Here is a 14,560-nt window from a genome sequence, read left to right on the forward strand (position 1 = left end):
AACCGTCCACGGGGCTCTCGGCGCGCTGTTCGGATTCGTGATCGTCAGCGTCCTGGCGGGTCTGCTCGCCTCGCTCGTGGTCGCCCCCGCCGCCGCGCTCACCGGCGCGGCGACCTCCGGCACCATCTCGGCGTTCCAGTCACTCCCGAGCTACCTCGAGGTCGGGCGCCTGATGCAGAAGAGCGACGTCTACGCGGGCGACCCGGACGATCCGACACTGCTGGCCTCCTTCTACGACCAGAACCGGATCGAGGTGCCGGCCGACCGGATCGCCGACTCCGTGAAGGACGCGCTCGTCGCGAGCGAGGACCCGCGCTTCTACGACCACGGCGGGATCGACCTGCAGGGCACCCTCCGCGCCATCGCCAGCACCTACCTCCTCGACGGCGACACCCAGGGCGGCTCGTCGATCACGCAGCAGTACGTGAAGAACGTGCTGGTGCAGAAGGCCGAGTCGATCCCGGACGAGGCGGACCGCGACCGCGCGTACGCGGAGGCGACGGCGACCACGGCCGAGCGCAAGCTCAAGGAGATGCGGCTCGCGATCGGGCTCGAGAAGGTGTCCTCGAAGGACGACATCCTCCTCGGCTACCTCAACATCGCGCTGTTCGGAGGCACCGTCTACGGCATCGAGGCCGCGGCGGAGTACTACTACGGCATCCCGGCGGCCGACCTCTCCCTCGCGCAGTCCGCCTCGCTCCTGGCCATCGTGAACAACCCCGAGAAGTTCCGCTTCGACCGGCCGGACGACACGGCCAACGGCGAAGCGACCGGCTACGCGCAGACCCGGGAGCGGCGCGACTACATCCTCGACCGGATGCTCGAGACGGGGAGCATCGACCAGGCCGCGCACGACGCCGCGGCCGCCGAGGCGATCACCCCCGACATCACCCCGCCGTCCACCGGCTGCCAGACGGCCGGCAGCGCGGCCTACTTCTGCGACTACGTGACCCACGTCCTCCGTGACGACCCGGCGCTCGGAGCGACCGACGACGAGCGCTACGCGGCGATCAAGCAGGGCGGCATCAAGGTCTACACGACGATCGATCTCGACCTGCAGAGGACCGCGCAGGAGCTGATGGACGAGCAGGTCCCCTCCTCCGATCCGCGCTTCGACGTCGGGGCGACGGCGGTCGCCGTCCAGAACGGCACCGGGCGCATCCTCACGATGGTGCAGAACAAGCGCTACAGCCAGGACCCGGACGTGATCGCGAGCGGGCCGGAGTTCTCGGCGATCAACCTCAACGTCGACGCGTCCGCGGGCGGCGGCAACGGCTTCCAGACCGGCTCCGCCTACAAGGTGTTCACGCTCGCCGAGTGGCTCGACCGCGGGCACACCCTGCTCGAGCAGTTCGACTCGAAGCAGAAGAACTGGACCGGCTTCGCCGACAGCTGCGAGGGCACCTGGGACTACGACTCCTACAACCCCAAGAACGCCGGCGACGGCGGCTACACCGACACCCAGACGGCGCTGTACTCGACGATCTACTCGCTGAACACGGGCTTCACCGGGATGTCGCACCTGCTCGACCAGTGCGAGATCCGCAAGCAGGCCGAGGCCTTCGGAGTGCACCGCGCGGACGGGACCGCGCTCGTGCAGTCGCCGGGAGCGGTCCTCGGCACCAACGAGATCGCACCGCTCACCATGGCGACCGCCTACTCCGGCATCGCCGAGAACGGCACGACCTGCACCCCCGTCGCGATCACGGCGATCGTCGGAGCCGACGGCCGCGAGATCGAGCCGGTGGAGACGACCTGCAGCCGGGCGGTGTCGTCGAGGGTCGCGTCGGCGATGCAGTACACGATGCTCAAGGTGACCGCCGAGGGCACGGGCGTCGAGGACGATCCGAAGAACGGCATCCAGCACATCACCAAGACGGGCACCACCGACAACTCCGCCGACACCTGGGCCATCGGGGCCTCGACCGAGACCTCCCTCGCGGTCTGGGTCGGCAGCATCTCGGCACGCGCGGACGGGTCGAGGATGAACCTCGACTCGATCGACTTCGACAGCGGCTGGGCGCCCTCGGCACGCCACCGGATCTGGAAGCCGTTGATGACGGCGATCGACTCCCGCTACGGCGGCTCCGACTTCCCGCAGGCCGACCAGTCGCTCGTCGCGGCGCCGCAGGTCACCGTGCCGGACCTGTCGGGCCGGACCAGCGACTCCGCCGCGCAGGCGCTGACCGCCGCAGGGCTCACTCCCGGAGCGACGTCGCAGGTCGACTCGACGCAGCCGATGAACACCGTGGCGGGCACCGGTCCGGCCGCGGGCACCCGCGTGGACAAGGGATCGGTGGTGGGCGTGCAGCTGAGCACGGGGAAGGCGCCGCCCGCTCCTGCTCCGGGCGGCTGACACCGCTGGACCGGGATGTCGCCGGTCGGGGAGGATCTGCGACGGGAACGGGTCAGGGGGAACGGGTCAGGGAAGCCGGCTCAGGGCCCGACGGCTCCGGCGGGGAGGAGCCCGAACTCGACGAGCTCGTCGTCGGTGAGCAGCCGGCTGCGGATCATGAAGCGCTTGCCCTCGGGTGCTTCGACGCTGAATCCGCTGCCCCGCCCGTCGACGAGGTCGACGGTGAGGTGGGTGTGCTTCCAGTACTCGAACTGGGAGCGGGACATCCAGAAGTCGATCGGGTCCAGGCCGTCGAGCCGGAGCGATTCGACGAGCACGTCCGAGGCGCCGGTGCGGAACATCCCGGCGGGGAAGCACATCGGGGAGCTGCCGTCGCAGCATCCGCCCGACTGGTGGAACATGAGCGGCCCGTGCAGCGCCGTCATCCGGTGGAGCATGCTTGCCGCCTCCGCAGTGACGTCGACCCTCGTGGAGGTCATGGGTGGTGCTCCTTCGCTCGTGGTGCGGAATGTCTGTGTGCGCCCGACCGCTGACGGCGGACGCTCCTCCGGGCGGCATCTCGATACGCCGCTGCGCGGACTACTCGATCAGCACGAGCGGGCGGCCCGTCGTCAGGTGCCTCGCCCGCAGGGCCGAGCACCGTCCTTCCGCGCGTCGCCAGATGCCTCGCCCGCAGGGCCCAGCACCGAACGACGGATCCGCGTGCCAGCGGATCCGTCTCGGTGCGGACGCTCCCCGCTCCTCCCCACCCGGCCACGTCGGCGAGCCGACCGCGGCACGGGCGACGAGGAACGAGGAGCCCGTGCGAACCAGCACCGAACGGCGGATCCGCGTGCCAGCGGATCCGTCTCGGTGCGAACGCTCCCCGCTCCTCCCCACCCGGCCACGTCGGCGAGCCGACCGCGGCACGGGCGACGAGGAACGAGGAGCCCGTGCGAACCGACTCAGAAGAAGCCCATCGGTCCTTCCGCGTAGGAGACGAGGAGGTTCTTCGTCTGCTGGTAGTGGTCGAGCATCACCTTGTGGTTCTCGCGTCCGATGCCCGACTGCTTGTAGCCGCCGAACGCCGCGTGCGCGGGGTACTGGTGGTAGGTGTTCGTCCAGACGCGGCCGGCTTCGATGGCCCGGCCGGCGCGGTAGAGCTGGGCGCCGTTGCGGCTCCACACTCCGGCGCCGAGGCCGTAGAGGGTGTCGTTGGCGATGCCGATCGCGTCGTCGAAGTCGTCGAAGGAGGTGAGGGCGAGGACGGGTCCGAAGATCTCTTCCTGGAAGATGCGCATCGAGTTGCGGCCCTCGAACACGGTCGGGTTGACGTAGTAGCCGCCGCTGAGCTCGCCGCCGAGGTCGGCGCGGTCGCCGCCGATGAGCAGCTTCGCTCCCTCCTGCTTGCCGATGTCCATGTAGGAGAGGATCTTCTCGAGCTGGTCGTTCGAGGCCTGGGCGCCGATCATCGTGGCGGTGTCGAGCGGGTTGCCCTGTTTGATCCGCTTGACCCGCTCGAGGCCGTCTCCGACGAAGTCGTCGTAGATCGAGCGCTGCACGAGCGCCCGCGACGGGCAGGTGCAGACCTCGCCCTGGTTGAGGGCGAAGAACGAGAAGCCCTCGAGCGCCTTGTCGTAGAAGGAGTCGCGTTCCGCGGCGACGTCGGCGAAGAACACGTTGGGGCTCTTGCCGCCCAGCTCCAGCGTCACCGGGATGAGGTTCTCACTGGCGTACTGCATGATCAGGCGGCCGGTGGTCGTCTCGCCGGTGAAGGCGATCTTGCGGATGCGCGGGTGGGAGGCGAGCGGGGCGCCCGCTTCGAACCCGAATCCGTTGACAACGTTGAGCACGCCGGCGGGGATGAGGTCGCCGATCAGGTCGAGCAGCACGTGGATGGACGCCGGCGTCTGCTCGGCCGGCTTCAGCACTACGCAGTTGCCTGCGGCGAGCGCCGGCGCGAGCTTCCACACGGCCATCAGGATCGGGAAGTTCCAGGGGATGATCTGCCCGACCACGCCCAGCGGCTCGTGGAAGTGGTACGCGATCGTGTCGTGGTCGATCTCGGAGACGCCTCCCTCCTGCGCGCGGATCGCTCCGGCGAAGTAGCGGAAGTGGTCGATGGCGAGGGGGATGTCGGCGGCGAGGGTCTCGCGCACGGGCTTGCCGTTCTCCCACGTCTCGGCGACGGCGAGCAGCTCGAGGTTCGCCTCCATGCGGTCGGCGATCTTCAGGAGCATGTTCGAGCGCTCGGCGGGGCTGGTCTTCCCCCAGCTCGCGAACGCTTTCCAGCCCGCCTCGACGGCGCGGTCGACGTCGGCGGCGGTGCCGCGGGCGATCTCGCAGAAGGGCTTCCCGGTGATCGGGGTGATGTTCTCGAAGTACTGGCCGCTCGCGGGGGCGACGTACTCGCCTCCGATGTAGTGGTCGTAGCGCGAGCGGAAGGAGGCGACGGATCCCTCCGTGCCCGGATTCGCGTAGACCGTGGAACCCGGCTCCTGCGGTGCCTGCTCGGCGACCTGGTCGGCGTACAGCGTCATGTGGACCTCCATCGACGTCGTTGTCGTGGGCGCGGGGTGGGCGCCCGGTCCTGACGCTACGTCGCGGGGGGTTGCACGACGTTGCACGGGCCGACGCACCGGCGGGAGCGGCGAGGACGGAGACCGGACCGGCCGGGCGGAGACGCGGCCGCCCGAGGAGGAGGGCCCCGCGGCCCGGACCTCAGACGCTCGCGAGCAGGCGCTGGGCGATCCGGCTCATGTAGACGCCGTAGGTCACCGTGGCCGCTGCGGCCCCCGCGCCGACCCAGGACCACACCTGCGGCCAGGCGGAGCCGTCGACGAGGACCACGACGACTCCGATCGCTCCGACCAGCGTCGTCCAGGTGGCGAGCCAGAGGTCGAGGGTCCGGCCGAAGATCCTCGCCATCGGGTAGAAGTGCAGGCCCACGATCACGGCGATGGCCGGCACGAGGAACCGGTCGAGCCCGGTGCCGGTGAGGACGCCCACCGCGACACCGATCAGCACGCCCTCCGCGGCGAAGACCGCCCCGAACAGCAGACCGTTCGGCTTCGCCGCGCGGTCGGCGTCGGTGAGCTCCACCGCCATCCTCCGCCGGGCGACGAGGAGGCGGACGGCCTGCACGGCGAAGACCACGGCCGCGAGCGCGCAGAGGGTCACGGCGGTCGTCGCCGCCGGTGCCGGCCAGCCGACCGTGGTGTCGCTCGCCCACCACATCGTGAAGACCGCCATCAGGAGCAGACCCCCCGCGACTCCGCTCGCGAGGGCCCGGGGAGGTGGTGCGAGGGTGCTCATGCGTCGAGGCTAGCGAGACGGCTCCGCGGCCTCACGGCTCCGGCGGGACTCCCGGGAGCGACCGGGACGGCTCAGCGCTGCTCCGCCTCGATCGTCTCGAGGTGCGCGGCGACACCGGCACGGCGGGGCGAGCGGGGCGGGAGGACGCGCAGGAGCTCCCGCCACACCTCCGCGTCGTCGCGGCCGTCCGGGCCCTCCGCCCAGGCGAGGAGGGTCGCGGGCGCCGCATCGGCGAGGACGCTCGCCCGCACCCGCAGGCGCAGCTCGCCGGCGATCGCCCGGATCCCCGGCGCCTCGGACGAGGGCAGCGGCGCACCCCGGTAGGCGTCCAGGGCGAGGCGGTGGGAGCCGCGGTCGAGCAGGCCGAGCACCTGGCGGGCGTCGAGGTCGACCGGGCTCGCCAGGCGGTAGGGGCGCGAGAGGGGCACCAGGCGCGGGAGGGTCGGCTCGAGCGCGCGGCGCAGCCGCACCATCTCGGCGCGGACGGTGACCACCGCGTCGTCCCGGCCGTGGAGCAGGAGGGCGAGCTGCTCGGCCGAGAGCCCGGCCCGGTGCCAGGCGAGCAGGGTCAGGATCTCGGCGTGCCGGGTGCTCAGCTCGAGCGTCGCTCCGGCGGCCGTCACCAGGCCCGTCTCGCGCCCGAGGACCCGCAGGCTCGGCGCCCGGGCCGCCGCTGTGCTCCGTGCAGCGGGCCGCCGCGGGCGGAGGAGCCGCTGCACCATCAGCTCGCTCTCGACGGCGGCGGCGGTCGCCTCCATCAGCGGGAGGGTCTGCGGGGCGACGACGTCGGCGCCGCCGGTGATGTCGATCACTCCGAGGATCTCGTGCGTCTCGGGGTCGTGCACGGGGACGGCGGTGCAGCTCCACGGGTGCACGAGCGAGGCGAAGTGCTCGGCGCCGTGGATCTGCACGCCGTGATCGAGCACAAGAGCCGTCCCCGGCGCGGACGTCCCGACGTCGGGCTCGGCCCACGCCGCGCCCTCGACGAACGACATCCCCTCGGCGAGGCTCTTGAGGTGCTGGTCCCCGTCGATCCAGAGCAGCCGCCCGAGCGCGTCGCCCACCGCGACCAGCACGCCGCTGTCCTCGTCGGCGTCGCGCACCAACAGGCGGCGGATGACAGGGAGGACCGAGGCGAGCGGATGCCCGGTGCGGTACTCGCGGAGGTCGTCTCCCGAGAACGAGAGCGGTGCCGTCAGCCGGTCCGGATCGAGGCGCCGCCGCCGTGCGCGCTCCCACGACTCCTCGACCAGCGCGCGCCGCCGACCGCTGCCAGGGCGGGCCAGCCACGGGTTGGTCATGCGCTCCGCCTCGTCGTCGGGTCGGTGGGAGTCGACGCTACTCCGCGGAGCGCGCCGGCGCCTCTCTCCGCGCACCGGAGCGGCCGCGCCCCCGCACCGCCAGCAGCAGCACCGCCGCCACCAGCACCGCGATGCCCAGAACAGCTCCCGCGGTCAGCCGCTCGCCCAGCACCGCCACGCCGAGGAGAGTCGCGGTCGCCGGCTCCAGGAGGGTGAGCGTCGAGACGGTCGCCGCGGGAAGCACTCGCAGGCCGCGCGCGAAGAAGGTGTAGGCCACGGCGACCGTCACCACTCCGAGCCAGAGCACGGCCGGGATCGAGCCGGAGAGCCGCGACGGATCGCCCAGCAGCAGGAACGGGAGCGCCAGCAGCGCCGCGGCCCCGAACTGGGCTCCCATGGCGGCGACGGGGCTCAGCCCGCGCTCGAGCAGCAGCTTGCCGCAGACGGCGTAGAGCGCGTAGGAGGCGCCGGCACCGGCCGACGCGGCGAGGCCGGGGAGTGTCACGCCGCCGGATCCGCCGCCGCTGAGGAGCACCACGCCGACCGCGGCGAGCGCGGTCGAGGCGAACCAGCGCGGGCTCGGCGTCGTCCGCAGGACGAGCCACTCCAACAGGCCGGTGAAGGCGGGAGCGGAGCCGAGGGCGACGATCGTGCCGACCGCGACTCCGTTCTGCGCGGTGCCGGTGAAGAAGGCGGGCTGGTACGCGGCGACGCCGACCGCTCCGAGCACGACGAGCAGCACGACGGCGCGGGTCGGGCGGGAGCGGCTCCGCCGGCGCAGAGCCTCCACGCCGAGGAGAGCGGCCAGCAGGGCGCCGCCGAGGACGATGCGGGCCGCCCCGAGGAGGAGCGGATCCACGCCCGCCGCTCCGAGGGCCTGGGCGGTCCCCGTCGTGCCGAAGCAGACGGCGGCGAGGAGGACGGCGCCGATCGCCGAGGTCCGGGCCCCGCTCATCCCGCCCCGCTCCCCCGGCCGCCTGACGACCGGCTCCCAGTGTCCCAGGGATGGGCGCGTGCTCTTCCGCCTCTCGCACCGGGGGCCCAGGATGGAGGGACCGGACTAGCGGAGGAGCACGACGTGGGCATCGCGGAACCGTTCGACCTCGAGGACCACCACCGCAGCGCGCACGGCGCCCTGCGCGAGTACTTCTCGGTGCGCGAGTTCGAGGAGGTGCCGCTGGACCGCGAGGCCATCGTCGCCACCGCGTACCTGCGGGCGATCGAGCACGCCACCGTGGCCCGGGTGCTCCCCCTCGCGCGCGCCCACCCCGACGAGCAGGTCCGCGCGTTCGCGTCCGTCTGGGCCGCCGAGCGGCACCGGATCGCCGACGCCCTGGGCGACGTGCTCGCGGCCTCGCCGCAGATCCGCGGCATCGACATCCGCCCGCCGGAGCCGACGGTGAGGTCGCGCCCGCTCCTCGACCGCGCCGCGGCCTCCCTCGCCGGCCCCGTCGCGCTGGCCCTCGCGGTGGACGCCCGGGTCGCGGTGCACGGCTACCGCCGGCTCGCCCGGCTCTCGCTGCACCCCGAGATGGAGCGCCTCGCCGAGACGGTCACGGGCATCCTCGAGCGGCAGGCCGACTTCTTCACGGTGCACGCGGCGGGACGCCTCGGACGCCCGCTGCCGCGCCGGGTGCAGGCGGCCGGCCTGCTCGCCGTGCTGCGCCTCCCGATCGGCGAGGCCGACCTGCCGGAGGCTCTCGCGCGCGAGGGCCGGGAGCTCGTCTTCGGCCGGGACGACGGCGGACTCGACGGGATCGACGCGGGCGTCGTCGCGGCGTTCGCGCTGCCCTGCACGGCGGCCCGGCGGCTCGTGCACCCGTACCGGCCGGTGTCGATCCGTGCCGCGCACCGCCTCGGACGACTCGCGGCCGACACCCGCGCCGCCGTCACGACCCTGCTGGAGCAGGTGCGCGAGTAGCGGCGGCGCTCAGCCCAGCAGCTCGCGCACGTCCTCGGCGGTGATCCCGCCGGTGGCCGCCGCGCCGTCGTCCGACATGACCGCGGCGAAGAGCGCGGCCTTCGCCTCCTTGAGGGCCATCACCTTCTCCTCGATCGTGTCCTTCGCGACCAGGCGGTAGACCATGACCGAGCGGGTCTGGCCGATGCGGTGCGCGCGGTCGACCGCCTGCGACTCGGTGGCGGGGTTCCACCACGGGTCGAGCAGGATGCAGTAGTCGGCCTCGGTGAGGTTGAGCCCGAAGCCGCCGGCCTTGAGCGAGATCAGGAACACGCCCGCCGCGCCCGAGCGGAACCGCTCGATGACCTCGTCGCGCTTCTTCGTCGCTCCGTCGAGGTAGGCGTACTCGATGCCCGCCGCGTCCAGCCGGCCGCGGACCCGGCCGAGGAACCGCGTGAACTGGCTGAACACCAGCACGCGGTGCCCCTCGCCGAGGGCGTCGCCCAGCAGCTCGTCGAGCAGGTCGAGCTTGGTCGAGGGCACGCTCTCGTGCGCCTCGTCGACCAGTGCCGCGTCGAGCGCGACCTGGCGCAGCACGGTCAGCGCGCGGAAGATCGCGAAGCGGTTCTTCTCGAAGTCGCCGATCAGGCCCAGCACGCGCTGCCGCTCCCGCGCCAGGTACGTGTCGTAGACCTTCCGCTGCTTCGGGCCGAGCTCGACCTCGAGGGTCTGCTCCTGCTTGGGCGGCAGCTCCTTGGCGACGAGCTCCTTGGTGCGCCGCAGCATCAGCGGGCGGATGCGCCGCCGCAGCTGCGAGAGCTTCTCGCTGTCGGCCTCGCGCTCGATCGGCTTCTGGTAGAACTCGACGAACCCGGCGGGCGAGGGGAACAGGCCCGGAGCGACGATCGACAGCAGCGACCAGAGCTCCATCACGTTGTTCTCCATCGGCGTTCCCGTGATGGCGAGCTTGAAGGGCACGTCGAGCCGGCGCGCGAGCTGGTGCGTCGCCGACTGGCGGTTCTTGACGAACTGCGCCTCGTCGAGGAGGAGCCCCGACCACTGGATTCCCGAGTACGACTCGTAGTCGAGCCGGAACAGGGCGTAGGAGGTGACGACCAGCTCGGCCTCGCCGATGACGCTGGAGAGCGCCTTCCGCTTCTTCTTCGACGTCTCGTCGATCCCGACGACGCGGAGGTCCGGAGCGAAGCGCTTGGCCTCGCCGACCCAGTTGGGCACCACGCTGGTGGGCGCGACGACGAGGAACGGGCGCGGCGAGGTGCCCGCCTCCGCGGCCGCGGCGCGCTGCTCCTGCATCACCCGGGTGACCAGGGCGAGGGACTGCACGGTCTTGCCCAGGCCCATGTCGTCGGCGAGCACGCCGCCGAGCTGGTTGTCGTAGAGGAACGAGAGCCAGTCGTAGCCGAGCTGCTGGTAGGGCCGCAGCTCCACGGCGAAGCCCTCGGGCAGGACCCGCGACTCCAGCGCACCGGTCGCGGTGAAGCCGGAGAGCCCCTCCACGGAGCGGCGCCAGGCGGCGGCCTGGGCCTCCACGACGCCCAGCTCGACCAGCTCGTCCCAGAGGGAGGACTGGAACCGGCTGATCCGCAGGGTCTCGCCGGGGTCGTCCGAGAGCTCGCGGGCCTCGGCGATCAGCTCGCGGAGGCGGCCGAACCGCTCGTCGTCGAGGGCGAAGTAGACGCCGCTGGGCAGCACCATGTACTCGTCGCCGCGGGCGAGCGCGAGGAAGATCTCGGCCAGCGGGACCGCCTCGTCGTTGACGGTGACGGAGATCTCGAGGTTGAACCAGTCGCGGCTGTCGGGCTGGGCGACGGTCTGCACGGCGACCACGGGGGCGGTCTGCGCCTCGCGGTACTCGACGCGCTCGCCGATCTCCTCGATCTCGACGGTGCCGAGCTCGCGGAGCCGCTCGACCTCGCCGGTGAGGAAGCCGACGGTCTGCATGCCGCGCAGGTCGAAGGTGGGGCGCAGGCGCCTGCTCGACGGGGACACCAGGGCGGGCGTCGACTCCGGGTCGAGACCCGCTCCCACGAGGGAGTCGAGGATCCGCTGCTCGGCCTCGGGGTCGCGGTAGCCCGCGTCCTCGCCGACCCGCAGCGGGAGCCGCTCGGCGTCCACGCCGCCGCGCGCTCCCTCCACTCCGTAGCGCCACCACCACGAGCCGCGCAGGCCCGCGCCGTCGGTGTGCTCGAGGGTGAGGCCGAGGCGCGGCTCGGGCACCGCCGGCGCCTCGAAGGAGCCGTCACGGGAGACGATGTCGAACAGCCGGTGCAGCCGCTGGTAGTGCTCGGTGAGGAACGCCGACTCCTCGGCCACCGGGATGCGGATGGCCTCGCGGCTCCAGAGGAACGTGCGCGCGGAGGACAGCAGCGGCGCGGCGAACGGGATGAGCGTGACCGGGCGGGCGCGCATCTCGTCGCCGCCCTCCCACGTGTAGAGGCCGACGGCCGGGTCGCCGATGAAGCCGAACTCCTCGGGCGCCGGGTGGTCGCCGATCGCGACGAGCGAGCGCAGCTCGAGGCCGGCGGCGGTGCGCGTGACGTCGATGGAGGCGGTCGCCGTCGTGTCGAGGATCTTCAGCGGCGTCTGGTCGCGGTCGCCCATCACCAGGCCGATGCCCGCGCGGACGGCGCCGTGCAGGGCCGCCCAGATCGCCTCGCTCCGGCACTGGTCGAGGTAGAGCCAGGTGTCGGGCGAGTAGTAGCTGGAGGCGCTGTGCCCGGAGAGCAGGCCCTGCATCTCGCGGATCACGTCGATCTGGCGCTCGTCATAGTCGTGGCTGTAGTGCAGGTAGCCGAGGTCGCGCCAGCTGGTGCCGGTGCGGACCCAGCGATCGCGGTCGCCCATCCGCACCGGGCGCACGCCCAGGCGCGGGCGCGGCTCGGGCGGCGGCCGGTAGGAGTTGTAGCGGCCGGGCGGGCGACGCACGGGCTCGCCGGGCAGCAGCTCGAACTGCAGGCCGAGCGGGATGCCGGTGTGCGAGCGCTCCGCGCCGGCGAGGAGCGGGGCGAGCGCGCTGCGCCACTCCGGGACGGCGTCGACCGCGGCCTCGCCCGGGAAGGGACCGGCCACTCCGCCCTCGCGCTCGCGGCGCAGGGCCTCGATCAGGACGGCGGCGACGTGCTTGCACTCGTGCTTGACCGGGCAGCTGCAGGCGCCGCCGAGGAGGGTCCAGTGCTCGCCCTCGTCGCGGAGCTGCACGCTCACGGCGTACGGCGAGCGCCCGGATCCGCGGACCTGGCCGAAGAGGCGGGTGCGGCCGCCGAACCACTGCAGCTCGCGCACGCGGCCCTCGTCCGCGTAAGCGGTGCCCTTCTCGACGGCGGCGGTTCCGACGAGGGCGCGGATGTCCTGCTCGGAGAAGGGCTCGTGGCCGGCGGTCACCGGCCCGGGTGCGGCCGACGGCAGCACCTCACCGGGGGGACTCTGGCGGGCCATGGACCTCACGCTCTCCGCGCTCGAACGAGCGCATCCGTCTATTCAACCCGATTCCGGAGGCGCTGCGAGCCGCGGGCCGGGATCCGTGGAGGACGCACGGCCGTCCCTACGATGGAGGGATGCCCCGTCTGGCCGTCGTCTCGGCGCACACCTCCCCGCTCGAGCAGCCGTCGACGGGCGACGCGGGCGGGATGAACGTGTACCTCGCGGCGGTGCTCCCGGAGCTGGCTGCGCTCGGCTGGGAGATCGAGGTGCTGACCCGCGGCGAGGGCGTCCGGATGCTCGCGCCGGGTGTGCGAGTGGTCGGCGTGCCGGTGCCGGCGGGCGACAAGTACGCGCTGGCGGCCGCGGCGCCGGAGTTCGCGCGCGCCGCGGAGGGAGCCGACGTCGTGCACTCGCACTACTGGGTGTCGGGCCTCGCGGGGGCACTCACCGGCAGGCCGCACGTGCACTCGATGCACTCGGGCTCGCTCGCGAAGAACGCCCGGCTCGCCCCGGGCGACGTCGCGGAGCCGCAGCAGCGGATCGACGCGGAGCGCGCCGTGCTCGCCTCCGCCGATGCGATCGTGGTGGCGGGCGCCTCGGAGCGGGAGGACGTCGTCAGCGGGTACGGCGCGGATCCGGACCGGGTCGTCGTGGTGCCGCCCGGAGTCGACGCGCGGTTCCGCCCGGGCGGCGGCGAGCGCTCCGGAGTCGTCCTGATCGGCCGGGTGCAGCCGCTCAAGGGGCAGCTGCTGGCGGTCGAGGCGCTCGCGGCGATGGCGCCGGCGGAGCGGCCGGTGCTGCGGCTGGTGGGCGGGGCGGCACCGGGCCGGGAGTCGTACCTCGACGCGGTGCGCGCCGTGGCGGCTCCGCTGGGAGACCGCGTGCTGATCGAGGGGGCCGCCGACCGCGACCGGGTGGCGGAGCGGCTCCGGAGTGCGCAGCTGGCGCTCGTGCCCTCGGCGGCCGAGACCTTCGGGCTGATCGCGCTCGAGGCGGCCGGCAGCGGCACTCCCGTGCTCGCGCGCAGGACGACTGGCCTGGTGGACGCGGTGCGCGACGGCGGGAGCGGCGTGCTGCTCGACTCCGACTCCCCCGCGGCGTGGGCCGAGGCGATCCTGACCCTGCTGGGCACGCCCGGTGAGCTGGCGAGTCTCGGCCGCGGCGGCGTCGACTGGGCGGCCGCCCACTCCTGGCCGGCCGCCGCCGCCCGGCTGGACGCCGTCTACCGCAGCCTGTCGGCTCACTGAACGAACCCCGAACCGTCGACGGACCCCGCTCCGCCGGGTCACCTCGACGGGTCGGGGCTCCCTCGGTGCAGGGATGATGTCAGTCGGCGATGGCGGGGGCCCCGGGGTCGAGGCGGGCGCCGCGAGTGGAGCGGTACCAGGGCGCCAGGCGGTCGGGCGAGACGGCGACCATCGCGGCGCCCGTGAATCCGGCGTCGTTGCCGAAGCGGGCGGGGACGATCTCGGTGCCGATGTCGAGGAAGCGGGCGAACTCGTCGAAGACGTGCGCCGCCGCGCCGCCGATCACGAACAGCTGCGGCGAGAACAGCTTCTCGAGGTGCCGGTAGTAGACGCTGAGGCGACCCGCCCACTCCTCGAGGGTGATGCCCTCGCGGCGGACGGCCGAGAAGCCGACCTTCGGCTCGAAGTCGGGACCGTCGATGTGCAGGTGCCCGAGCTCGGAGTTGGGGATCACCACGCCCTCGTGGACGAGCGCCGTCCCGATGCCGGTGCCGAGGGTGGTCAGCAGGAGGAGGCCCTCGCGTCCGCGCATGGCCCCGAACTCGCGCTCGGCGACTCCTGCCGCGTCCGCGTCGTTGACGACGACGACGTCGACCCCGGTCGCCTCCGAGAGGAGGGCCTGCGCGTCGAGCCCGACCCAGCGCTGCGAGACGTGGGTGGTCTGGCGGACGACGCCGCCGCGGACGATCCCAGGGAAGCCGACGCCCACGGGCGTGCCCGCGATCGGCGAGACGTCGCGGACGATGCCGGCGATCGCCTCGGCGAAGTCCTCGGGCTCCTTGCCCAGCGGATTCGCGACCGCGAAGCGCCGAGCCGCCCGCTCGCCGGTGGTGACGTCGACGAGGGACGCCTTGATCGACGTCCCCCCGATGTCGACGCCGACGGCGAAGCGCGGGAGGAGGCCGTCGTGGGGCTGGGTCACGGATGCTCCGTCTGCAGTGGTGGGCGAGTGCGGGGACTCGCGAAAACGGTCGGCCCGTCGGATCCGGGATCGCGACGAGCCGAAGGCGATTCTACGAGC

The 14,560-nt window shown here is 73.0% G+C and carries 10 protein-coding genes; 3 read left to right on the top strand and 7 right to left on the bottom strand.

Annotation, left to right across the window (positions count from 1 at the left end):
* Positions 1 to 37 precede the first annotated feature (37 nt).
* Positions 38 to 2,356: a transglycosylase domain-containing protein gene (locus C5C29_RS02785; RefSeq protein WP_104224195.1), complete on the top strand. Its 2,319-nt coding sequence runs from the start codon at positions 38 to 40 to the stop codon at positions 2,354 to 2,356.
* Positions 2,357 to 2,436: 80 nt separating this feature from the next.
* Here the strand turns inward: C5C29_RS02785 and C5C29_RS02790 are convergent, their stop codons facing one another.
* The 5 genes from C5C29_RS02790 to C5C29_RS02810 form a co-directional block, all read right to left on the bottom strand.
* Complete coding sequence (locus C5C29_RS02790; protein ID WP_104224194.1) at positions 2,437 to 2,835, bottom strand: DUF779 domain-containing protein; 399 nt, start codon at positions 2,833 to 2,835, stop codon at positions 2,437 to 2,439.
* A 465-nt stretch (positions 2,836 to 3,300) separates the two neighbouring features.
* Positions 3,301 to 4,875 (bottom strand): aldehyde dehydrogenase family protein, encoded by a 1,575-nt coding sequence (locus tag C5C29_RS02795; RefSeq protein WP_104224193.1) that lies wholly within the window; start codon positions 4,873 to 4,875, stop codon positions 3,301 to 3,303.
* A gap of 181 nt (positions 4,876 to 5,056) precedes the next feature.
* Positions 5,057 to 5,650, bottom strand: a complete 594-nt coding sequence (locus C5C29_RS02800; RefSeq protein WP_146076477.1) for a hypothetical protein — start codon at positions 5,648 to 5,650, stop codon at positions 5,057 to 5,059.
* Between the two features lie 71 nt (positions 5,651 to 5,721).
* On the bottom strand, positions 5,722 to 6,951 hold the full coding sequence (locus C5C29_RS02805) for a GAF domain-containing protein (RefSeq protein ID WP_104224191.1): 1,230 nt from the start codon (positions 6,949 to 6,951) through the stop codon (positions 5,722 to 5,724).
* Positions 6,952 to 6,988: 37 nt separating this feature from the next.
* Positions 6,989 to 7,906, bottom strand: coding sequence for a DMT family transporter (locus tag C5C29_RS02810; RefSeq protein WP_104224190.1), 918 nt, complete (start codon positions 7,904 to 7,906; stop codon positions 6,989 to 6,991).
* 123 nt (positions 7,907 to 8,029) lie between these two features.
* Here C5C29_RS02810 and C5C29_RS02815 point away from each other — a divergent pair, with 123 nt between their 5' ends.
* Positions 8,030 to 8,872 carry a hypothetical protein gene (locus tag C5C29_RS02815; RefSeq protein WP_104224189.1) on the top strand — a complete coding sequence of 281 codons (843 nt, stop codon included), beginning with the start codon at positions 8,030 to 8,032 and terminating at the stop codon, positions 8,870 to 8,872.
* Between the two features lie 9 nt (positions 8,873 to 8,881).
* Here the strand turns inward: C5C29_RS02815 and C5C29_RS02820 are convergent, their stop codons facing one another.
* On the bottom strand, positions 8,882 to 12,307 hold the full coding sequence (locus tag C5C29_RS02820) for a DEAD/DEAH box helicase (protein ID WP_104224188.1): 3,426 nt from the start codon (positions 12,305 to 12,307) through the stop codon (positions 8,882 to 8,884).
* A gap of 119 nt (positions 12,308 to 12,426) precedes the next feature.
* Here C5C29_RS02820 and C5C29_RS02825 point away from each other — a divergent pair, with 119 nt between their 5' ends.
* A complete protein-coding gene (locus tag C5C29_RS02825) occupies positions 12,427 to 13,539 on the top strand; it encodes a glycosyltransferase (RefSeq protein ID WP_104224187.1) in 1,113 nt (370 codons plus the stop codon).
* A 79-nt stretch (positions 13,540 to 13,618) separates the two neighbouring features.
* Here C5C29_RS02825 and C5C29_RS02830 read toward each other — a convergent pair whose 3' ends face one another.
* Positions 13,619 to 14,461, bottom strand: a complete 843-nt coding sequence (locus tag C5C29_RS02830) for an ROK family protein (protein ID WP_258062325.1) — start codon at positions 14,459 to 14,461, stop codon at positions 13,619 to 13,621.
* Between the last annotated feature and the right edge of the window lie 99 nt (positions 14,462 to 14,560).

The sequence above is a fragment of the Rathayibacter sp. AY1H2 genome, assembly GCF_002931985.1.
In the GTDB taxonomy this organism is placed as follows: domain Bacteria; phylum Actinomycetota; class Actinomycetes; order Actinomycetales; family Microbacteriaceae; genus Rathayibacter.